This window comes from Delftia sp. HK171, assembly GCF_001886655.1.
GTDB lineage: Bacteria > Pseudomonadota > Gammaproteobacteria > Burkholderiales > Burkholderiaceae_C > Comamonas > Comamonas acidovorans.
On sequence record NZ_CP018101.1, the window covers coordinates 1,650,607 to 1,671,247 of the forward strand.

18 protein-coding genes are annotated in these 20,641 nt (G+C 67.6%); 12 read left to right on the forward strand and 6 right to left on the reverse strand.

All coding sequences use genetic code 11. The annotated features are described in order from the left end of the window. Position 1: 1 nt before the first annotated feature. From murD to BO996_RS29390, 10 genes are all read left to right on the forward strand, one after another. Positions 2 to 1,963, forward strand: coding sequence for a UDP-N-acetylmuramoyl-L-alanine--D-glutamate ligase (gene murD, locus BO996_RS07455; protein WP_071954410.1), 1,962 nt, complete (start codon positions 2 to 4; stop codon positions 1,961 to 1,963). Beyond that, the gene (ftsW, locus tag BO996_RS07460; RefSeq protein ID WP_012203399.1) at positions 1,960 to 3,225 is read left to right on the forward strand and encodes a putative lipid II flippase FtsW; all 1,266 of its coding nucleotides are present in this window, start codon (positions 1,960 to 1,962) and stop codon (positions 3,223 to 3,225) included. The genes murD and ftsW overlap by 4 nt, the downstream gene beginning before the upstream one ends. Beyond that, complete coding sequence (gene murG / locus BO996_RS07465; protein ID WP_012203400.1) at positions 3,222 to 4,316, forward strand: undecaprenyldiphospho-muramoylpentapeptide beta-N-acetylglucosaminyltransferase; 1,095 nt, start codon at positions 3,222 to 3,224, stop codon at positions 4,314 to 4,316. The genes ftsW and murG overlap by 4 nt, the downstream gene beginning before the upstream one ends. Beyond that, positions 4,313 to 5,746, forward strand: coding sequence for a UDP-N-acetylmuramate--L-alanine ligase (gene murC / locus BO996_RS07470; protein ID WP_034390494.1), 1,434 nt, complete (start codon positions 4,313 to 4,315; stop codon positions 5,744 to 5,746). The genes murG and murC overlap by 4 nt, the downstream gene beginning before the upstream one ends. Continuing rightward, positions 5,743 to 6,723, forward strand: a complete 981-nt coding sequence (locus tag BO996_RS07475) for a D-alanine--D-alanine ligase (RefSeq protein WP_043822039.1) — start codon at positions 5,743 to 5,745, stop codon at positions 6,721 to 6,723. Before murC ends, BO996_RS07475 begins: the two co-directional genes overlap by 4 nt. Continuing rightward, positions 6,720 to 7,520, forward strand: a complete 801-nt coding sequence (locus BO996_RS07480; RefSeq protein WP_013804104.1) for a cell division protein FtsQ/DivIB — start codon at positions 6,720 to 6,722, stop codon at positions 7,518 to 7,520. The genes BO996_RS07475 and BO996_RS07480 overlap by 4 nt, the downstream gene beginning before the upstream one ends. 84 nt (positions 7,521 to 7,604) lie before the next feature. After that, entirely contained in the window at positions 7,605 to 8,834 is a 1,230-nt protein-coding gene (gene ftsA, locus BO996_RS07485; protein WP_012203404.1) for a cell division protein FtsA, read from the forward strand. A 119-nt stretch (positions 8,835 to 8,953) separates the two neighbouring features. Continuing rightward, positions 8,954 to 10,192, forward strand: coding sequence for a cell division protein FtsZ (ftsZ, locus tag BO996_RS07490; RefSeq protein ID WP_012203405.1), 1,239 nt, complete (start codon positions 8,954 to 8,956; stop codon positions 10,190 to 10,192). A 93-nt stretch (positions 10,193 to 10,285) separates the two neighbouring features. Beyond that, a complete protein-coding gene (gene lpxC / locus BO996_RS07495) occupies positions 10,286 to 11,209 on the forward strand; it encodes a UDP-3-O-acyl-N-acetylglucosamine deacetylase (protein ID WP_012203406.1) in 924 nt (307 codons plus the stop codon). 13 nt (positions 11,210 to 11,222) lie between these two features. Further along, positions 11,223 to 11,399 (forward strand): hypothetical protein, encoded by a 177-nt coding sequence (locus tag BO996_RS29390; RefSeq protein ID WP_012203407.1) that lies wholly within the window; start codon positions 11,223 to 11,225, stop codon positions 11,397 to 11,399. 163 nt (positions 11,400 to 11,562) lie between these two features. Here the strand turns inward: BO996_RS29390 and ruvC are convergent, their stop codons facing one another. From ruvC to BO996_RS07525, 6 genes are read right to left on the reverse strand one after another with little or no spacing between them, the layout of a single operon-like run. Further along, positions 11,563 to 12,111 (reverse strand): crossover junction endodeoxyribonuclease RuvC, encoded by a 549-nt coding sequence (gene ruvC, locus BO996_RS07500; protein WP_071954411.1) that lies wholly within the window; start codon positions 12,109 to 12,111, stop codon positions 11,563 to 11,565. A gap of 17 nt (positions 12,112 to 12,128) precedes the next feature. Then, entirely contained in the window at positions 12,129 to 12,845 is a 717-nt protein-coding gene (gene mtgA / locus BO996_RS07505) for a monofunctional biosynthetic peptidoglycan transglycosylase (protein WP_012203411.1), read from the reverse strand. A 7-nt stretch (positions 12,846 to 12,852) separates the two neighbouring features. Continuing rightward, a complete protein-coding gene (gene aroE, locus BO996_RS07510) occupies positions 12,853 to 13,710 on the reverse strand; it encodes a shikimate dehydrogenase (protein ID WP_071954412.1) in 858 nt (285 codons plus the stop codon). Between the two features lie 38 nt (positions 13,711 to 13,748). Next, positions 13,749 to 14,612: an energy transducer TonB gene (locus tag BO996_RS07515; protein WP_012203413.1), complete on the reverse strand. Its 864-nt coding sequence runs from the start codon at positions 14,610 to 14,612 to the stop codon at positions 13,749 to 13,751. 36 nt (positions 14,613 to 14,648) lie between these two features. After that, positions 14,649 to 16,727 carry a ribonuclease catalytic domain-containing protein gene (locus BO996_RS07520; protein WP_012203414.1) on the reverse strand — a complete coding sequence of 693 codons (2,079 nt, stop codon included), beginning with the start codon at positions 16,725 to 16,727 and terminating at the stop codon, positions 14,649 to 14,651. 55 nt (positions 16,728 to 16,782) lie between these two features. Further along, positions 16,783 to 17,367, reverse strand: coding sequence for a YqiA/YcfP family alpha/beta fold hydrolase (locus BO996_RS07525; RefSeq protein WP_012203415.1), 585 nt, complete (start codon positions 17,365 to 17,367; stop codon positions 16,783 to 16,785). Between the two features lie 212 nt (positions 17,368 to 17,579). Here BO996_RS07525 and rodA point away from each other — a divergent pair, with 212 nt between their 5' ends. Together rodA and tldD are read left to right on the forward strand one after the other, a co-directional pair. Continuing rightward, positions 17,580 to 18,749: a rod shape-determining protein RodA gene (gene rodA, locus BO996_RS07530; protein ID WP_013804102.1), complete on the forward strand. Its 1,170-nt coding sequence runs from the start codon at positions 17,580 to 17,582 to the stop codon at positions 18,747 to 18,749. 352 nt (positions 18,750 to 19,101) lie between these two features. After that, positions 19,102 to 20,562, forward strand: a complete 1,461-nt coding sequence (gene tldD / locus BO996_RS07535; protein ID WP_012203417.1) for a metalloprotease TldD — start codon at positions 19,102 to 19,104, stop codon at positions 20,560 to 20,562. The last annotated feature ends 79 nt before the right edge of the window (positions 20,563 to 20,641 follow it).

Sequence of the window (20,641 nt, forward strand, 5' to 3'; positions counted from 1 at the left end):
CATGAACACCGAAGACTTCAAGACCGACCTCCACGCACTGACGGCCACCGAGCCCGCCGTGCCGGCGTCCCCTGCCGAGCTTGTCGAGCTGGCGGAGCCGGCTGGAATGCCCGGCCTCGCTCCCGAGGGGCAGGTGGTTGCGGATCCGGTCCTGGACGATTCACCGGCTCCCGCGCCAGTTGGCGACGGCGAGGCGGAGCCTCCGGCTGCCGAGGTGCCGCAGGTGCCGCAGGTGCCGCAGGTGCCTGTGGCCCTTACCGAGCCCGTGCCCGACATCGCCACGCTGACGGCGGCCAAGGATGCTGCGGCCTTCGTGGCCCAGATCTTTGCGGACCCCAGCATCTCCGACTCGTCCGATGCCGAGGTCACGCCCCTTGCCGCCGAAGAGGCGGTTGAATCCGAACAGGTGCTGCCGCCCGTGGCTGCCGGCTGGCCCGGCGAGCAGGTCCAGCACCTGCAGGGCCAGCGCGTGCTCGTGCTGGGTCTGGGTGCCTCGGGCCTGGCCATGGCACGCTGGTGCGTGCGCTGCGGCGCCGAAGTCATCGTGGCCGATACGCGCCAGGCGCCGCCCCAGCTGCAGCAGCTGTCCACCGAATTGCCCCAGGTGCGCTTCGTGCCCGGCGAGCTCACGGCGCAGCTGGTGGACGGCCAGAGCCTGGGCCTGGTCTACCGCTCGCCCGGCCTGAGCCCGGCCGCCGTGGCGCCCGTGGTCGATACGGCGCGCGCCCAGGGCCTGCCCGTGGGCGGCGAGCTCGATCTCTTCGCCATGGCGCTCAAGGCCCTGGCCGCAGCCCATGGCTACCGTCCCACGGTGCTGGGCATCACCGGGACCAATGGCAAGACCACGGTCACCTCGCTGACCGGCCAACTGCTGGAGCATGCGGGCCTGCGCGTGGCCGTGGCCGGCAATATCGGCCCCACGCTGCTGGACACGCTGACCCAGGCCATCGATGCCGAAACGCTGCCCCAGGCCTGGGTGCTGGAGCTGTCCAGCTTCCAGCTCGATGGCGTGCAGATGTTCGAGCCCACGGCCGCCGCCGTGCTCAACATCACCCAGGACCATCTGGACTGGCACGGCAGCCTGCGCGCCTATGCCGATGCCAAGGCCTGCATCTTCGGCAGCAGCGGCACCATGGTGCTCAACCGCGAAGACCCCGAGGTCATGCGCATGCTGCCGGCGCCCGTGGTGCCACCGGGCAAGCGCCAAAAGCCCCAGCAGCGTGCCCACATCACCTTCGGCGGCGACATGCCGCGCCGCCCCGGCGACTTCGGCCTGGAAGTGGTCAGCGGCATGACGTGGCTGGTGCGCGCCCATGAGGCCGACGAAACCGCCAAGGGCAAGAACGCCGAAGACCTGTACATCCAGCGCCTCATGCCTGCCGACGCACTGCGCATCCGCGGTCGGCACAACGCCATCAACGCCCTGTCTGCCCTGGCCCTGGCCAGCGCGGGCGGCTGCACGCTGGCGCCGCTGCTCTATGGACTGCGTGAATACCGGGGCGAGCCGCACCGCGTCCAGCCCATTGGCCGCGTCAACGGCGTGGAATACTACGACGACAGCAAGGGCACGAACGTGGGCGCCACCGTGGCCGCGCTGTCCGGCCTGGGACCTGACCACCGCATCGTGGTCATCCTGGGTGGCGACGGCAAGGGCCAGGATTTCTCTCCGCTGGTCGCGCCCGTGTCGCGCCATGTGCGCACGGCCGTGCTGATCGGCCGCGACGCCGGCCGCATCCGCGCCGCCCTGCAGGACTGCGGCGTGCCCCTGGTCGATGCCACCACCATGGCCGACGCTGTGGAGCTGGCCGCCTCGCGCGCCCATGAGGGCGATGCCGTGCTGCTGTCGCCCGCCTGCGCCAGCCTGGACATGTTCCGCAACTACGAGGACCGGGCCCACCAGTTCGTCGATGCCGTGCGCGCCTTGGCGCTGGATGCCGGGCATGAACTCGGAGGTGCTGCATGACCGCCGTATCGCAGGTCCTGGGCCGCATGCGCTCCTGGTTCGGTGGAGCGCAGGAGAAGGCCATCGACGTGCTGCCCGTGCGCCTGGGCGGCCCCCAGTACCACCGGCCCACGCAGACGCCTGCCAGCGTGCTCGGCCTGGACCAGGCCCTGATCTGGGTGGTCATAGGCCTGCTGGCCTGGAGCCTGATCATGGTGTATTCGGCATCGATCGCCATGCCGGACAATCCGCGCTTCGGCAAGATCGCGCCCACCCATTTCCTGATGCGCCATGCCATGTCCATCGGCATGGCCTTCGTCGGCGCGCTGCTGGCCTTCCAGGTGTCCATGGCCACCTGGGAGCGCATGGCGCGCAAGCTCTTCCTGGTGTCCCTGGTCCTGCTGGTGGCCGTGCTGATCCCGCACGTGGGCACCGTGGTCAACGGTGCGCGGCGCTGGCTGTCGCTGGGCATCATGAATTTCCAGCCGTCCGAACTGGCCAAGTTCGCCGTGCTCATCTATGCAGCCGACTACATGGTGCGCAAGATGGAGGTCAAGGAGCGCTTCTTCCGCGCCGTGCTGCCCATGGGGCTGGCCGTGGTGCTGGTCGGCGTGCTGCTGCTGGCCGAGCCCGACATGGGCGCCTTCATGGTGATCGTGGTGATCGCCATGGGCATCCTGTTCCTGGGCGGCGTGAATGCGCGCATGTTCTTCCTGATCGCGGCCCTGGTGGTGCTGGCCTTCGTGCTGATCATCGCAACCTCCGAATGGCGGCGCGAGCGCATCTTTGCCTACCTCAATCCCTGGGACGAAAAGCATGCCCTGGGCAAGGGCTACCAGCTGTCGCATGCGCTGATCGCCATCGGTCGCGGCGAGATCTTCGGCGTGGGCCTGGGCCGCAGCGTCGAGAAGCTGCACTGGCTGCCCGAGGCGCACACCGACTTCCTGCTGGCCGTGATCGGCGAGGAATTCGGCCTGGTCGGCGTGCTCTTGATCGCCGTCACCTTCCTGTGGCTGACGCGCCGCATCATGCTCATAGGGCGGCAGGCCATTGCGCTGGACCGGGTGTTCTCCGGCCTGGTGGCCGAGGGCATTGCGATCTGGATGGGTTTCCAGGCCTTCATCAACATGGGCGTGAACCTGGGCGCGCTGCCGACCAAGGGGCTGACGCTGCCCCTGATGAGTTTCGGGGGCTCGGCCATTTTGATGAATCTGATAGCGATAGCGGTGGTGTTAAGGGTGGACTACGAGAACAAGTTGCTGATGAAGGGAGGGCATGCATGACACAGCAGCCCATCTCCCAAGGCACGCAACGCCAGCGCACGGCCCTGATCATGGCCGGCGGCACGGGCGGACATATCTTCCCGGGCCTGGCCGTGGCCCAGGCCCTGCGCGAGCGCGGCTGGAACGTGCGCTGGCTGGGCGCGCCCGGCTCCATGGAGTCGCGCATCGTGCCGGCCCAGGGCTTCCCGCTGGAGACCATCGAGTTCTCGGGCGTGCGCGGCAAGGGCATCATGACCCTGGCCTTTTTGCCCATGCGCCTGCTGCGTGCCTTCTGGCAGGCGCTGGCCGTGGTGCGCCGCGTCAAGCCCGACGTGGTGGTCGGTCTGGGTGGCTACATCAGTTTCCCCGGTGGAATGATGGCCGTGCTGGCCGGCAAACCCCTGGTGCTGCATGAGCAGAACTCCGTGGCCGGCATGGCCAACAAGGTGCTGGCCAGCGTCTCCCACCGCATCTTCACCGCCTTCCCCAACGTGTTCCCCAAGGGCCGCTGGGTCGGCAATCCTCTGCGCCAGGCCTTCACCGAGCAGCCCGCGCCCGAGCAGCGTTTCGCAGGCCGCAGCGGCCCGCTGCGCCTGCTGGTGGTGGGTGGCAGCCTGGGCGCCAAGGCGCTCAATGAGATCGTGCCCCAGGCGCTGGCCCTGATTCCTGCCGATGTGCGGCCCGTCGTGCTGCACCAAAGCGGCGCCGCGCAGATCGATGCCCTGCGCGCCAACTATGCCGCCGCAGGCGTCGCGGCCGAGCTCACGCCCTTCATCGACGACACCGCGCGCGCCTTTGCCGAGGCCGATGTCATCGTCTGCCGCGCTGGCGCCAGCACGGTCACCGAGATCGCGGCCGTGGGCGCCGCAGCCATCTATGTGCCCTTCCCGTCCGCTGTGGACGACCACCAGACCACGAACGCGCGTTTCCTGGTCGATGCCGGTGGTGGATGGTTGATGCAACAAAGCGCACTGACTGCCCAAAGCCTGGCCGAAATGCTACAAAATATGCAGCGTGCGACGCTGCTGGAGCGCGCTGGAAAAGCCAAGAAAATGCAAAAGACCGATGCCACCGCCGAGGTGGTCGCCGCCTGTGAGGAACTGGCCGCATGAAGCACGCCATTCATCACATCCATTTCGTCGGCATCGGCGGCGCCGGAATGAGCGGCATCGCCGAGGTGCTGCACAACCTGGGTTACGCCATCTCGGGCTCGGACCTGTCCGACAGCGCCACGCTGCGCCGGCTCGCCGGCCTGGGCATCGCCACCCACGTCGGCCATGCGGCCGCGCACATCGAAGGGGCTGACGCCGTCGTCACCTCCACCGCCGTGCAGTCCGACAATCCCGAGGTGCTGGCCGCGCGCGAGCGCAAGATTCCCGTCGTGCCGCGTGCGCTCATGCTGGCCGAGCTCATGCGCTTCAAGCAGGGCATCGCCATCGCGGGTGCCCATGGCAAGACCACGACCACCAGCCTGGTGACCAGCGTGCTGGCCGAGGCCGGGCTGGACCCGACCTTCGTCATCGGCGGCAAGCTCAACAGCGCGGGCGCCAACGCCAAGCTCGGCCAGGGCGACTACATCGTGGTCGAGGCCGACGAGTCCGATGCCTCCTTCCTGAACCTGCTGCCCGTGATGGCCGTCGTCACCAACATCGACGCCGACCACATGGAAACCTACGGCCATGACTTCGGCCGGCTCAAGGGCGCCTTCGTCGATTTCCTGCACCGCATGCCGTTCTACGGCCGCGCCATCGTCTGCGTGGACAGCCCGGCCGTGCGCGAGATCCTGCCCCAGGTGGCCCGCCCCGTGACCACCTACGGCTTTGCCGAGGACGCCCAGGTGCGCGCCCTCAACGTGCGCGCCGAAGCTGGCAGCATGCATTTCACGGTGCGCCGCAGCAACGGCCAGAGCTATCCCGACCTGGACGTGGTGCTGAGCCTGCCGGGCGAGCACAACGTGCTCAACGCGCTGTCGGCCGTAGCCGTGGCCATGGAGCTGGAGATCTCCGACGACGCGCTGCTGCGTGCCTTCGAAAGCTTCAAGGGCGTGGGCCGGCGCTTCCAGCGCTATGGCGAACTGGCGACTGCCGACGGCGGCAGCTTCACCGTCATCGACGACTATGGCCACCACCCCGTCGAGATGGCGGCCACGCTGGCCGCCGCGCGCGGCGCCTTCCCGGGCCGTCGCCTGGTGCTGGCATTTCAGCCGCACCGCTACAGCCGCACGCGCGACTGCTTCGAGGATTTCGTCAAGGTCATCGGCCTGGCCGACGCCGTGCTGCTGACCGAGGTCTATGCGGCCGGAGAGGCGCCCGTGGTGGCGGCCGACGGCCGCTCGCTGACACGCGCCCTGCGCGTGGCCGGCCGTGTCGAGCCGGTGTTTGTGGAAAACGTTGCCGAGCTGCCGGCGGCCATTGCCGTCAATGCCCGCGATGGCGACGTGTTGTTGTGCATGGGGGCAGGCTCGATTGGCGCCGTGCCCGGAAAGTTGGTTGAAATGCTTCAGAAACAAGAGCTGCAGGCGCAGCAGGGAGCTGCGCAATGAGCAGCTTCGGCACCCAGATCGATGTCAAGGCCCTGGGCAAGGTGGCCGTGCTGTTGGGCGGCCGCTCGGCCGAGCGCGAGGTCTCGCTGATGTCGGGCACGGGCGTGCTCAAGGCCCTGCTGTCGCATGGCGTGGACGCCCATGCCTTCGACCCCGCCGAGCGTGACCTGGGCGAGTTGAAGAAGGAAGGGTTCGACCGCTGCTTCATCGCGCTGCACGGCCGCTACGGCGAAGATGGAACAGTGCAGGGCGCGCTGGAGCTGCTGGGCATCCCGTACACGGGCCCCGGCGTTATGGCCTCGAGCATCGCCATGGACAAGATCATGACCAAGCGCATCTGGCGCTTCGAGGGCCTGCCCACGCCGGACTGGCGTCTGGTCGCCAGCGCAGGCGAGACGCGCGCCGCGCTGCAGGCGCTGGGCGCGCCCATGATCGTCAAGCCCTCGCGCGAGGGTTCGACCATCGGCCTGACCAAGGTCTGGACGGCCGAGGAATGCGAGCAGGCCTATGTGCTGGCCTCCCGCTATGACCCCGAAGTGCTCTGCGAAGAGTTCATCGAAGGCGACGAGACCACCTGCCCCGTGCTCGGCACCGGCGAGGGCGCCCATGCGCTGCCCGTGATCCGCATCGTTGCCCCCGAAGGCAACTACGACTACCAGAACAAGTACTTCACCGACGACACCAAGTACCACTGCCCCAGCGGACTGCCCGCCGAGGAAGAGGCAGAGATCCGGCGCATCGTCGTGCGCGCCTTCCGCACGCTGGGCTGCCGCGGCTGGTCGCGCGCCGACATCATGATCCGCGCCAGCGATCGCAAGCCCTTCCTGCTGGAGATCAATACCTCGCCGGGCATGACGGGCCACTCGCTGGTGCCCATGTCGGCCCGCGCCATCGGCGTGAGCTACGAAAACCTCTGCCTGGGCATCCTGGCCAGCGCCGCGCTGGACGCCGCGCAACCGGAGCAGGAGCACGCATGAGCTACTCCCTGCCGGCCCCCTTCGACGTCAAGCTCATGAACGTGACCGCCACGGTCCTGTTCGTGGGCGTGGCTGCGCTGGGGCTGGCAGCGGTGAGCTGGTGGGCGCTGCGCCACCCGGCCTTCAACATCGGCCGCATCGTGGTCGAGGGCGAGCTGGTGCACAACAACACGGTGACGCTGCGCGCCAACGTGGCGCCCGTGCTCACGGGCAACTTCTTCACCGTGGACCTCAAGGGCGCCAAGGCGGCGTTCGAGCAGGTGCCCTGGGTGCGCGAGGCGCAGGTGCGCCGCGACTATCCCAACAGCCTGCGCGTCATCCTGCACGAGCATGTGGCCGAGGCCTTCTGGGGCCCCGATTCGGGCACCGGCCTGATCAACAGCTTTGGCGAGGTCTTCGAGGCCAACCTGGGCGAGCTCGACCGCGACGGCCTGCCGCGCCTGCAGGGCCCCGAGGACAGCGCCCCGCAGATGCTGCAGATGTACCGGCTGCTGGTGCCGGCGCTGGGGCCGCTGGATGTGGAGATCGACGGGCTCACGCTCAATGCGCGCGGAAGCTGGCAGCTCAGGCTGGCCAATGATGCACAGATCGAACTGGGTGGCGGCAGCGTGGAAGCCGTGCTGCAGCGCGTGCAGCGCTTCGTGCGCACGCTGCCCCAGATCACGACCCAATACAAGCGCAAGGCCGACGCCATCGAGTCGGCCGACCTGCGCTACGAAGACGGATATGCGCTGAGGCTGCGCGGTGTGACCACCGGCACGGCCAAGGCGCCGGCTGCAGTGCGTCCCCGACGCTGAAGACGAGGGAGGAAAGACCTATGTACACGCACACCATGCAGCGACACAGCGACAGGACAGAACCAACCGGGGGCGGATGCTGATATGGCAAGAGAATACAAAGATGTGATCGTCGGACTGGACATCGGCACGGCCAAGGTCATGGTCGTGGTCGCCGAGGTCCTGTACAACGGCGAACTCAAGCTCGCCGGCCTCGGCGTGGCCCCGAGCAACGGACTCAAGCGGGGCGTGGTGGTGAACATCGACGCCACCGTGCAGAGCATCCAGCAGGCCTTGAAAGAGGCCGAGCTGATGGCCGACTGCAAGATCCAGCGCGTGTGCACCGGCATCACCGGCAGCCACATCCGCGGCCTGAACTCCAGCGGCATGGTGGCCATCAAGGACAAGGAAGTCACGGCCACCGACGTGGCGCGGGTGATGGAGACGGCCAAGGCCATCAACATCTCCTCGGACCAGCGGCTGCTGCTGGTCGAGCCGCAGGAATTCGTGATCGACGGCCAGGAAGTGCGCGAGCCCATCGGCATGAGCGGCATCCGCCTGGAGGCCAAGATCCACATCGTCACGGGCGCGCAGAGCGCGGCCGAGAACATCATCAAGTGCGTGCGCCGCTGCGGCCTGGAGGTCGAACAGCTGCTGCTCAACCCGCTGGCATCGAGCCAGGCCGTGCTCACCGACGACGAGCGCGAGCTGGGCGTGGCCGTGGTCGATATCGGCGCGGGCGCCACCGACGTGGCCATCTTCACGGGCGGCGCCATCCGGCACACGGCCGTCATCCCGATCGCGGGCGACCTGATCACCAGCGACATCGCCATGGCGCTGCGCACACCGACCAAGGACGCCGAGGACATCAAGGTCGAAAGCGGCTATGCCAAGCAACTGCTGGCCGACCCCGATGCCCAGGTCGAAGTGCCGGGCCTGGGCGACCGCAGCCCGCGCATGATCAGCAAGCAGGCGCTGGCCGGCGTGATCGAGCCGCGCGTGGAAGAGATCTTTTCTTTGGTGCAGCAGGTGGTGCGCGATTCCGGCTACGAGGAAGTTCTGTCCTCGGGCATCGTGCTGACCGGCGGCAGCGCCGTCATGCCGGGCATGGTGGAACTGGGCGAGGACATCTTCCTCAAGCCCGTGCGCCGCGGCATCCCCAAGTATTCGAGCGCTCTGGCAGACATGGTGGCCCAACCCCGCGCCGCCACCGTGATGGGATTGCTCGAAGAGGCCCGCCTGGCTCGCCTGCGCGGTTTCAAGGTGGCACAAAAGAGTGGGTCGATGAAGACCGCTTTTGGCCGTTTCAAAGACTTCATCGTGGGGAACTTTTGATATGTGCTTTCATCGACTGCGCATTACCGGCCCGCCCACCGGCTTCCGAATACCGGACAGAAGACAGAATTTTCCCCAGACGGTGGTGACCACTTACAGAGAGCTACAGGAGAACCAACATGCCCATCGACATGATTGAAGTTGAAGAATTCAACCAGGGTACGCAGATCAAGGTGATCGGCGTTGGCGGCGGCGGCGGCAATGCCGTCGAGCACATGATTGCGCGCAACGTGCAGGGTGTGGAATTCGTCTGCGCCAACACCGACGCGCAGGCGCTGCTGCGCAGCAGCGCCCACCGCACCATCCAGCTCGGTGGCAGCGGCCTGGGCGCGGGCAGCAAGCCCGACAAGGGCCGCGAGGCTGCCGAAATGGCCGAGGACGACATCCGCACCGCCATCGAAGGCGCGCACATGCTGTTCATCACGGCCGGCATGGGCGGCGGCACGGGCACGGGCGCTGCGCCCGTGATCGCGCGCGTGGCCAAGGAAATGGGCATTCTCACCGTGGGCGTGGTCACCAAGCCCTTCGAGTGGGAAGGCGGCCGACGCATGGCCAACGCCGACAGCGGCCTGAACGAGCTCGAAGCCAATGTCGATTCGCTGATCGTCGTGCTCAACGAGAAGCTGCTGGACGTGCTGGGTGACGACATCTCGCAGGACGAGGCCTTTGCCCATGCCAACGACGTTCTCAAGAACGCCGTGGGCGGCATTGCCGAAATCATCAACGAGTACGGCCATGTGAACGTCGACTTCGAAGACGTGCGCACCGTCATGGGCGAGCCCGGCAAGGCCATGATGGGCACGGCCAAGGCCGCCGGCCCCGACCGCGCGCGCATCGCCGCCGAGCAGGCCGTGGCCTGCCCGCTGCTGGAAGGCATCGACCTGTCGGGCGCCAAGGGCGTGCTGGTGCTGGTCACGGCCGCCAAGGGCAGCCTCAAGCTGTCCGAGTCGCGCCTTGCCATGAGCACCATCAATGCCTATGCCTCGCCCGATGCGCACGTGATCTACGGCGCCGCCTACGACGACACCCTGGGCGACGAGATCCGCGTCACCGTGGTCGCCACCGGCCTGTCGCGCCCCAGCGCACGCCGCCAGAACATGCAGGTGGTGCAGGGCGGTCTGCGCACCGGTACCGACAACATGAGCTACCAGCTGCCCTCGGCCTCCATGGGTGCCGCCACGGCAGCCGGCGGCCTGGTCGGCGGTGCCGCTGGCGGCGCCGACTATGCCAACAACATGTCGGTCCCCAGCGTCTGGCGTACCAACCGCACGCAGGCCGCTGCCCGCGTCGATGCCCTGGCCTCCGGCGGCATGGACGATCTGGAAATCCCGGCCTTCCTGCGCAAGCAGGCTGACTGAGCAGCGGCCCATACGGTCGCTGCATAGCCGTGATAGCGAAAGCCGTGCCAGGGCCATGCCCTGCGCACGGCTGCCGCGTTCTAAAATAGCCGGATGCTCCAACAACGCACCATCAAGACGATCACCCGTGCCGTTGGCGTGGGCCTGCACAGCGGCCAGCGCGTCGAGTTGACGCTGCGACCCGCGCAGCCCGACACCGGCATCGTGTTCCGTCGCGTGGACCTGCCGGAGCCTGTGGACATCCCGATCTCGGCCGAAGCCGTCACCGACACGCGCATGGCCTCCACCATCGGCACCGGCGGCGCCAAGGTGCATACCGTGGAGCACCTGATGTCGGCCATTGCCGGTCTCGGGCTCGACAACATCTATATAGACATCACCGCCGAGGAAGTGCCCATCCTCGACGGCTCCTCCGCCTCCTTCGTGTTCCTGCTGCAAAGCGCGGGCATCGAGCTGCAAAAGGCTCCCAAGCGCTTCATCCGCGTCATCCGCCCCGTCGAGGTGCGTGAGGGCGAGGGCCAGAACCTCAAGTGGGCGCGCTTTGACCCCTACCACGGCTTCAAGCTGCGCTTCGAGATCGACTTCGCCCATCCGGCCGTGGACTCCACGGGCCAGTGCGTGGAGTTCGACATGGGCGAGGACAACTACACGCGCGATATCGCACGCGCGCGCACCTTCGGCTTCACCAAGGACGTGGAAATGCTGCGCAGCCATGGCCTGGCGCTGGGCGGCGGCATGGACAACGCCATCGTCATGGACGACTACAAGGTGCTCAACAGCGACGGCCTGCGCTACGACGACGAGTTCGCCAAGCACAAGATCCTCGACGCCATCGGCGACCTGTACCTGATCGGCAGGCCGCTGCTTGCCGCCTACAGCGCCTTCCGCTCGGGCCACGGCATGAACAACCAGTTGCTGCGTGCCCTGCTGGCCCAGCCCGACGCCTGGGAACTGGTCAGCTTCGACAGCGAGCGCCAGGCACCCAAGGGCTTCGCCCAGCCCGCGCGGGCCTGGTGAGGCGAGCGCCGCCATGCTGATCTTCCGCTGGCTGGCCACCCTGCTGCTGCTGGCCTCGGCCGTCTCCTTCGCGTTCTACCTGGGCACGGGCCGGCCGCACTACAAGCGCTGGGGCTTCATCATCCTCAAGTGGACCGTGATTGCCGGCGTGACCTTCTTCGCCGTGCTGTTCTTTGGACGCATCGTCTGAGGGCGGCTCTGACTCGCATCCCATTCAACGCAGTTGCGGTAGCGAGATCGAGACCATGGCGCTTGCGGAGGGCGCGCTCAGGCGAGAGACAGCAAGCAAGGGCCGCCCCGCAGCTAGGCTGTCGTCCCCCTCAGGGGGAAGGCGCGCAGCGCCTCAGGGGGAGTCAATACACCCTGCCGCCCTTGTAGACGGCGTGCTGGCGGCGCTGCAGCTGCGTGACCTCGGCCATCTTCGACATGGCGGCGCCCGCATGGGCGTGGGTGATGGCCAGGCCCAGGGCGTCGGCTGCGTCGGTGCCGGGCAGGCCGGGCAGTTGCAGCAGGCGGCGCACCATTTCCTGGATCTGGCTCTTGGCCGCGCGGCCGTGGCCGGTCATGGCCTTTTTCATCTGCAGTGCCGTGTATTCGGCGACCGGCAGGCCCGCATTGACCAGGGCCGTGAGCGCGGCGCCGCGCGCCTGGCCCAGCAGCAGCGTGGACTGGGGGTTGACGTTGACGAAGACGATTTCCACGGCCGAGGTGTCGGGCTGGTAGCGGTTGGCGACTTCCGAGATGCCGTCGAACAGCAGCTTGAGCCGGCCCGGCAGGTCGCCGAGCGCGATGCCGGTGGTGCGGATGGTGCCGCTGGCCACATAGGCCAGGCGGTGGCCGTCGACGTCGATCACGCCGAATCCCGTGGTCTGCAGCCCGGGGTCTATTCCAAGAATGCGCATGGCGTGACTGTAGCCGTTCAGGGGATGACGGCGCTGGGCATTCTTTGCATGACCGTGCGCGTGCGCTGCAGCAGATAGCCGGAGTTGGGCAGCTTCTCGAAGCGCTTGGGTTGGGGCAGCATCACGGCCAGGCGTGCGGCCTCGGCCGCGCTGAGCTGTGAGGCGCTCTTGCGAAAGTAGTGGCGGGCTGCAGCCTCCGCGCCAAACACGCCCTGGCCCCATTCCACGCTGTTGAGGTAGATCTCCAGGATGCGCTGCTTGCTCAGCATCAGTTCCAGCAGCTGGGTCAGCACCAGTTCCTGGCCCTTGCGCAGCAGGCTGCGTTCGCCCGACAGCAGCAGGTTCTTGGCCAACTGCTGGGTGATGGTGGAGCCGCCGTAGATCTTGGGCGCCTTGCCGTTGTCTGCCTTCTGGGCACGGGCTTCGGCGCGCTGGTTGCGCTGCCAGGCCTTCTCGATGGCCTCCCATTGCACCCCGTGGTGTTCGGTGAAACTGTCATCTTCGGAGGCGATGACGGCGCGCTTGAGCGTGGGCGCGATGCGGTCGTAGGGCAGCCATTGCTGGCTCCAGTGCAGGCCTTCGGAGCTGCGCAGCATCTGCCAGGCCTCGGAGCGCTGAAAGGCCGTGGATTCGGGATCGACCACCACCATCAGCGCAATGCGCAGCACAAAGAACAGCTGCAGCAGCAAGCCGGCGCACAGCACCAGTAGCAGGGCGCGTGCCAGGGATTTCATAAAGCGCTCAGCCGCCTTGAGCAATATGGGCGCGCAGCTCGTTCAGCACCTGGGCCGAAGGCGGGCGCATGCCGCGCCACAGCGCGAACGATTCGGCCGCCTGCTCCACCAGCATGCCCAGCCCGTCGCGGGCCTGGGCGCCATGCTGCTCGGCCCATTGCAGGAAGCCCTGGGCTGCGGCGCCATACATCATGTCGTAGGCCAGGCTGCCAGGCCGCAGCACGCGGGCCGGCACGGGCACCTCGGCACCGGCCAGGCTGCTGGCGGTGGCGTTGATGACCACGTCGAAATCCTCATCCACGGCCTGCTGCTCCAGCGCCACCAGTTCCACGCCATGGTGCGCGGCGATAGCGGCATGGCGCTGCACCAGGGCCTGGGCGCGCTCGAAGGTGCGGTTGACCACGGCGATGCGGCGCGGGCGCTCGGCAAGCAGCGAGCCCAGTGCGCCGGCTGCGGCGCCTCCCGCGCCCAGCAGCAGCAGGTCGCGCCCGGCCAGCGGCACGCCCGCATTGCGCACGATGTCGGCCACCAGGCCCAGGCCGTCGGTGTTGTCGGCATGGATGCCGTCCGCCGCCAGCACCAGGGTGTTGGCGGCGCCGGCCAGTTGCACGCGCTCGCTGGAGGTGGTGGCCAGCTGTGCTGCTTCCAGCTTGAAGGGCACGGTGACATTGCAGCCGCGTCCGCCTGCCGCGACAAAGCCGCGCACGGCCTCGGCAAAGCCTTGCAGCTCCACATGCTGGCGCTCGTAGTGCAGGTCCTGCCCGCACAGTTCGGCAAAGCGGGCATGGATCCAGGGCGAACGGCTGTGCGCGACGGGGTTGCCCATGACGCAGTAGCGGTCGGAGGAGTTGGCGGCGGAAGTCATGTCGGAAAAGGAGGGTGCGCGAAGAGAGGAGGAGGGCGCTACTGCACGGTCGTCTGCAGCGTCTGCTCGCGGGTGAACTTGAAGCGCGAGACCACGGCGATCTGGTCGGCCTTGGCGCGCATGGCGGGGCCGAAATGGCCGAAGGGGCCGGCCGCACGCGCAATGGCCTCGGCCCGGGTGTCCAGCAGGCGGTTGCCCGAGCCCTGCACGATCTCGGTGGACAGCACCCGCCCGTCGTGGTTGACGGTGAGGATCATGACCAGCTCGCCATAGAGCTTCTTGCCGGCCTGCTCGGGGAAGTTCTCCGTGCCCTTGTCCTCGACCTTGCGGCGCAGGCCGTCGTAGTAGATGGCGTAGACGGCTTCGCGCGTGGACGGGCTGATATAGCGCTTCTTGGGGCGGGCGTTTTCCTCGTTGATGCGCTTTTCGATCTCGGCCAGCAGCTTGACCAACTGCTGGCGCTTTTCCTGCTGGGCCTGCTGCTCCTTGGTCTGCTTGGCCGCCTCGCGCGGGTCCAGCGGCGGCAGGGCCGCGACCTGCTTGCGCAACTGCGTCAGCAAGACGGTCTGCTGCTCCTGCATGGAGTCGATCTGGCGCTGGCGCTCCTCGAAGTCGTCGCCCACGGCCGTGAGTGCCGAGTAGGGCATGGGGCTGGAGGCCCGGCCCTTGTCGGCCTCGCCGCCGCCGGCCAGCGAGGTCTGCGCGATGGCCTGCGCCTTGTCGGGCTGCTCGTTGGCGCGGGCATTGACCAGGATGACTTCCAGCGGCGTGTCCTGGAACACGCGGTCGAAGCGCTCCGGGTCGATGAACCGGAACGAGAACAACCCGGCATGCAGGGCGATGGAAACGCCCAGTGCCAACTGCAGCGTGCTCAGGGAACGGAGGGCGGTAGGCAGTTTCACGTCAGATCTGGGGCAGTTGCTCGGATGTGAGGCAGGTCAGGGCTGGGCGGGGTCGGCCGCCGGTGTGCCATCGGTCTCGTTCATGTCCACGGCGATGGCGATGGGGCCGGCCACGGCTTCCTCGTCATCCTCGGCGCTGTCTTCGGCGCCATCGGCAGCGGCCGCCGCATCGCCATCCAGGCGCTCGATCAGCGTGCCCGAGACATCGAGCGCGATCTCGTCGATCTCGCCCAGGCGCACGCGCACATGGGCGCCGCGCGGCAGGCCGGTGACGCCCAGCACGGGGAAGACCAGGGGCAGGTCATCGGCGCGCACCAGCAGGCCGCCGCCCATGCCTTCCTTGATGACGGTGGCCGTCAGCTCGGTGATGGCGTGCTGCTGCAGGTACTTGAGCGTCCAGAACCGCTCCATGCCGGCCTGGTAGCCGTTGTAGGCGCTGTAGGCCCCGTCGAAGCTGCTGATGATGCCGAACAGCTCGGCGTCCTTGGGCTTGAACGGCGCAGCCAGGGCGGCGGTCTTGCCGTGGCGCGCACAGGCAATGATCTGCCACTGGTTGACCAGGTCCACGTAGCGGCGCAGCGGCGAGGTGGCCCAGGCATAGCTCTTGACGCCGATGCCTGCATGGGGCTGCGCCTTGGTGGACATGCGCACCTTGATGCCGGGCGCCAGGCTGGCCTGGCTGCGGTAGATGCCGGGCACGCCGAGCTCGGCCATCCAGCCGCCCCAGGTGCTGTTGGCCACGATGGCGGCCTCGGCCACGATCAGGTCCAGCGGCGCGCCGCGCTTGCGCACGCTGATCTCCACCTGCTCGTTGCCGCGGGGCTCGGCGCCGCCGTTGCCCACGAGGCGGAAGTTGTAGTCGGGGCGGTTGAAGTTCTCGGGCTTGCCGCGCACCAGTTCGCGCCCGGCCTTCAGGTGCTTGGCCCAGCGCTGCAGGAACGTCAGTTCGGCGCGCTTGCCTTGCAGCACTTCGGGCGTGCCCTCGACCTCGAAGGAGGGGTCGGCCAGCCACTGCTCGGTGACGATGTGGTCCAGCTTGTCATGGCGGAAGTTGACCTGCACGGGCACGCGCTCCAGGCGCGTCTCGCTGGCCGTGGTCTCCAGCGTGGCCTCGTCCACGGTGACGTACAGCGACACGGCGGGGTTGGCGCGGCCTTCGTCCAGCGTGTAGATCTGCACCACCTCGTCGGGCAGCATGGTGATCTTGTAGCCGGGCATGTAGACGGTGGACAGGCGCGAGCGGCCGAGCTGGTCCAGCGGCGTGCCCGGCACGATGGCCAGACCGGGCGCGGCGATGTGGATACCCACGGTGACCGTGCCCGTGCCCAGGCCGCGCACCGACAGCGCATCGTCGATTTCGGTGGTGGCCGAGTCATCGATGGAAAACGCCTGGACCTCGGCCAGCGGCAGGTCGGCCGGTGGCTGGGGTGCCTGCAGGGCCGGGAACTGCGTGCCCTTGGGGAAGTGGTCGAACAGGAAGCGCTTCCAGTGGAACTCGTAGGCCGATTCAATGGCGCCGGCCCTGTGCAGCAGGTCCAGCGGTGCCAGGCGCGTGGCGCGGCTGGCCTCGACCACGGCCTTGTATTCGGCGGCGTTCTTGTCGGGGCGGAACAGGATCTTGTAGAGCTGCTCGCGGATGGGGCCGGGGCATTCGCCGGCGCCCAGCTGTTCGGCCCAGGCCGTGATCTGGGCCTGGATCTGCTTTTTCTTCTCTATGCCGGCCAGCGCCTGCTGCAGGATCTCGGCCGGCGCCTTCTTGAAGCGGCCTTTGCCGGAGCGGCGGAAGTAGTGCGGTGCGTCGTAGAGACGGAACAGCGCGCCGGCCTGCTCGGCCAGCGTGGCCTTGTCCGAGAAATAGTCGCGTGCAAGGTCGGCGAAGCCGAATTCCTCCTCGGGGGCGAATTCCCAGGCCAGGTCCAGATCGATCTGGGCGGCCTGCGCCTGCGCCTGGGCGATCAGTTCGGCAGGCGCCGGCTTGTCGAACTTGAGCAGGATGTTGGCCGACTTGACCTTGACCCGTTTGCCCGAGTCCAGCTCCACCTGGGCGGAGGTGTCGGCTTCGGAGAGGATGCGGCCGGCCAGGAACTTGCCGGATTCTTCAAACAATGCGTGCATAGCCCGACATTCTCCCATGCTGCGGCTGGCAGCTGCCGCGCAGTCTTGCGCGGCATCAGGCCAGATTCAGGAACTCGTCCAGCTGAGGCAAGTACTCCTCGAAGTTGCTCAGCGCGTGATCGCCGCCCTCCTGGATGATCTGCAGCGCATGCGGATAGCGTGCGCTCATCTCGCGCCAGTCCAGCACCTCGTCGCCCTCGGCCGCCAGCAGCATTTCGGGGGCGGCCGGTGTCATATGGCGCGTGTCCAGCGCGCGCAGCTCCTCGATGTATTCGCGGCGGAAGAAGAAACGCTCCTCCGGGTTGTGCCAGGAAGTCTGCTCGCCGATGTACTTTTCAAGATCGCGCGCCGGGTTGACGGCCGGGTTGATCATCACGCTGCGGCAGCGCGCCAGCTGGGCCACCCAGCTGGCGTAGTAGCCGCCCAGCGAGGAGCCGATCACGGCCATGGTCTCGCGCGGCCAGCTGCCGATGCCATCGGCAATCAGGGCAGCCGCTTCGCGCGGGGAAGGGGGCAGTTGCGGGCTCCACCAGCGCACATGGGGATGGCGCGTGGCCACATGCTCTGCCAGGCGCCGGGCCTTGTTGGATTGGGGAGAGGAGCGAAAGCCGTGCAGGTACAGCAAATGGGTGGTGGTCATGGCGGGCGCTCTCCTTTGCGTTGCTGGGGCCGGGCGCGGAATGCGGCCCGGACGGCTCATGGCCCATTGTGGCCGCTGCGGCAGGCGGCGCCCAGCAGGGAAGGCCCGGGCCGACAGCTGGATGACAACCGCCTCCGTGGGCAACCCTGCGCCGGGCTGGGCCGCATGCGCCACGGGATAATGGCGGCCCGTGCCCGCGACCGACCATCCCCGTGACCGAATTCGACAAGCCCTCCCTCTGGCAACGTGTTGCCCCGCTGCTGCGGGGCTTTGACTTCTGGTTGCTGCTGTTCGTGGGCATGCTGGCGTCGGCGGGGCTGATCGCCATGTACTCCTCGGGCTTCGACCACGGCACGCGCTTCACCGACCATGGGCGCAACATGCTGATCGCGGCGGCCATCCTCTTTGTGGTGGCCCAGATTCCCCCGCAGCAGCTCATGAAGGTGGCCGTGCCGCTGTACATGCTGGGCGTGGCGTTGCTGGTGGCGGTGGCGCTGTTCGGCATCACCAAGAAGGGGGCGCAGCGCTGGGTCAACGTGGGCGTGGTGATCCAGCCCAGCGAACTGCTGAAGATCGCCACGCCGCTGATGCTGGCCTGGTGGTTCCAGCGCCGCGAGGGCCAGCTGCGCGGCACGGACTTCGTGATCGCCATGGTCCTGCTCCTGGTGCCCGTGGGGCTGATCATGAAGCAGCCCGACCTGGGCACCTCGCTGCTGGTGATGGCCGCAGGCCTGTCCGTGATCTTTTTCGCGGGCCTGCCCTGGAAACTCATCGTGCCGCCCGTGCTGGCCGGCGCCATCGGCATCACGCTCATCGTGCTGTACGAGCCCCAGTTGTGCGCCGACGGCGTGCGCTGGCCCGTGCTGCATGAATACCAGCAAACCCGTGTCTGCACCCTGCTGGACCCCACGCGCGACCCGCTGGGCAAGGGATTCCACATCATCCAGGGGATGATCGCCATCGGTTCGGGCGGTGTCTGGGGCAAGGGCTTCATGGCGGGCACCCAGACCCACCTGGAGTTCATTCCCGAGCGCACGACCGACTTCATCTTCGCGGCCTATTCCGAGGAGTTCGGACTGGTCGGCAACCTGTTCATCATCGTCTCCTTCCTGCTGCTGGTCTGGCGCGGGCTGGCCATCGCCATCCAGGCCAACTCGCTGTTCGCGCGGCTCATGGCGGCAGCCGTGGCCATGATCTTCTTCACCTATGCCTTCGTGAACATGGGCATGGTCAGCGGCATCCTGCCCGTGGTCGGCGTGCCGCTGCCCTTCATCAGCTATGGCGGCACGGCCATGGTCACGCTGGGGCTGGCGCTGGGCGTGCTGATGTCGGTGGCGCGCTCGCAGCGGCAACTGCCGGGCGAGGGCGGCGGGCCGCTCTGAATCGCACTTTGCGGCGCCAAAGGCGCCCGCAAATGTCAAAGAGTCTGGATGCCTGCGGTATCCGGCGTCGCATTCCTTCCTGTGATTTGGCTTGGAAAATGAGACTCCAAAAGCGCTGGTTGCTCCTTTTTTGATAGTTTCTGCGGGAGTCTGCTCACTTGCCACCGCCGCCAGGGCAGGCTACAAAGCAAGTGCGGACATGGGCCAGCATGTTCGCCATCCACGCGGATGCATGCCTACGGAATGCCGCTCAGCCTGGTGGAGCGGCATTCCGTTCTTTTTTGTGGGTTGGCAAGCCGCTGGCCGCAGCCGTTGCACGGCGAGGGCATGGCCGGCTCTCTACAATGCGTGAATGATCTCCCGCGAACCCACCATTGAACGCCTGGCCACAGCGCGCCAGTTGCTGCTTGAGCCCTTCGGGCTCGATGAAACCCATCTCGCGCGCGCACTGGCCGAGATCCGCAGCCACCAGGTCGACGACGCCGACCTCTACTTCCAGTACACCCGCGCCGAAGGCTGGAGCCTGGAAGAGGGCATCGTCAAGACCGGCAGCTTCAGCATCGACCAGGGCGTGGGCGTGCGTGCGGTCAGTGGCGAGAAGACGGCATTTGCCTATTCCGACGATATTTCCGAAGCCTCGCTGCTGGATGCCGCGCGCACCGTGCGCTCCATCTCGGGCGCGGCCCAGAGCAAGCGCGTGCGCGCCAATGCTCCCAAGATTGCGCAAAGCCGCTCGCTGTATCCCGGCCTGGACCCCATCGCCACGCTGGACAGCACGGCCAAGGTCGAGCTGCTGGGCAAGGTCGAGAAACTGGCCCGCGCCAAGGACCCGCGCGTGGTCCAGGTCATGGCCGGCCTGGCCAGCGAGTACGACGTGGTGCTGGTGGCCCGTGCCGATGGCACGCTGGCGGCCGACGTGCGGCCGCTGGTGCGCCTGTCGGTTACCGTGATCGCCGAGCAAAAGGGCCGGCGTGAGGTGGGCTCTGCCGGCGGCGGTGGCCGTTTCGGCCTGGCCTATTTCAGCGACGAGCAGATCACCCAGTACGTGGACGAGGCCGTGAGCGCGGCCCTCACCAACCTGGAATCCCGTCCCGCGCCGGCTGGCGAGATGACCGTGGTGCTTGGCCCAGGCTGGCCTGGCGTGCTGCTGCACGAAGCCGTGGGCCACGGTCTGGAAGGCGACTTCAACCGCAAGGGTGCCAGCGCCTTCAGCGGCCGCATCGGCCAGCGCGTGGCTGCCAAGGGCGTCACCGTGCTGGATGACGGCACGCTGGCCGATCGCCGCGGCTCGCTCAACGTCGATGACGAAGGCTGCACCAGCCAGAGCAATGTGCTGATCGAGGACGGCATCCTCAAGGGCTACATCCAGGACGCGATGAATGCCCGCCTGATGGGCGTCAAGCCCACGGGCAACGGCCGCCGCGAAAGCTATGCCCACATTCCCATGCCGCGCATGACCAACACCTACATGCTCGGTGGCGACCGGGAGCCGCAGGAAATCGTGGCCTCGATCAAGAAGGGCCTGTACGCTACCAACTTCGGTGGCGGCCAGGTCGATATCACCAGCGGCAAGTTCGTGTTCTCCGCCAGCGAGGCCTATTGGGTCGAGAACGGCAAGATCCAGTACCCCGTCAAGGGCGCGACCATCGTGGGCAGCGGCCCGGAATCGCTCAAGCACATCACCATGATCGGCAACGACATGCGCCTGGACAGCGGTGTGGGCACCTGCGGCAAGGAAGGCCAGAGCGTGCCCGTGGGCGTGGGCCAGCCCACGCTGCGCATCGACGGCCTGACGGTGGGCGGCACGGCCTGACGGTCCCATGCCCGCGCCCTGCACGGCAGGCCGGGCCCTGTCCTGCCTGACGCGGCCCGCCGCGTTCGGTGGGCGCCGC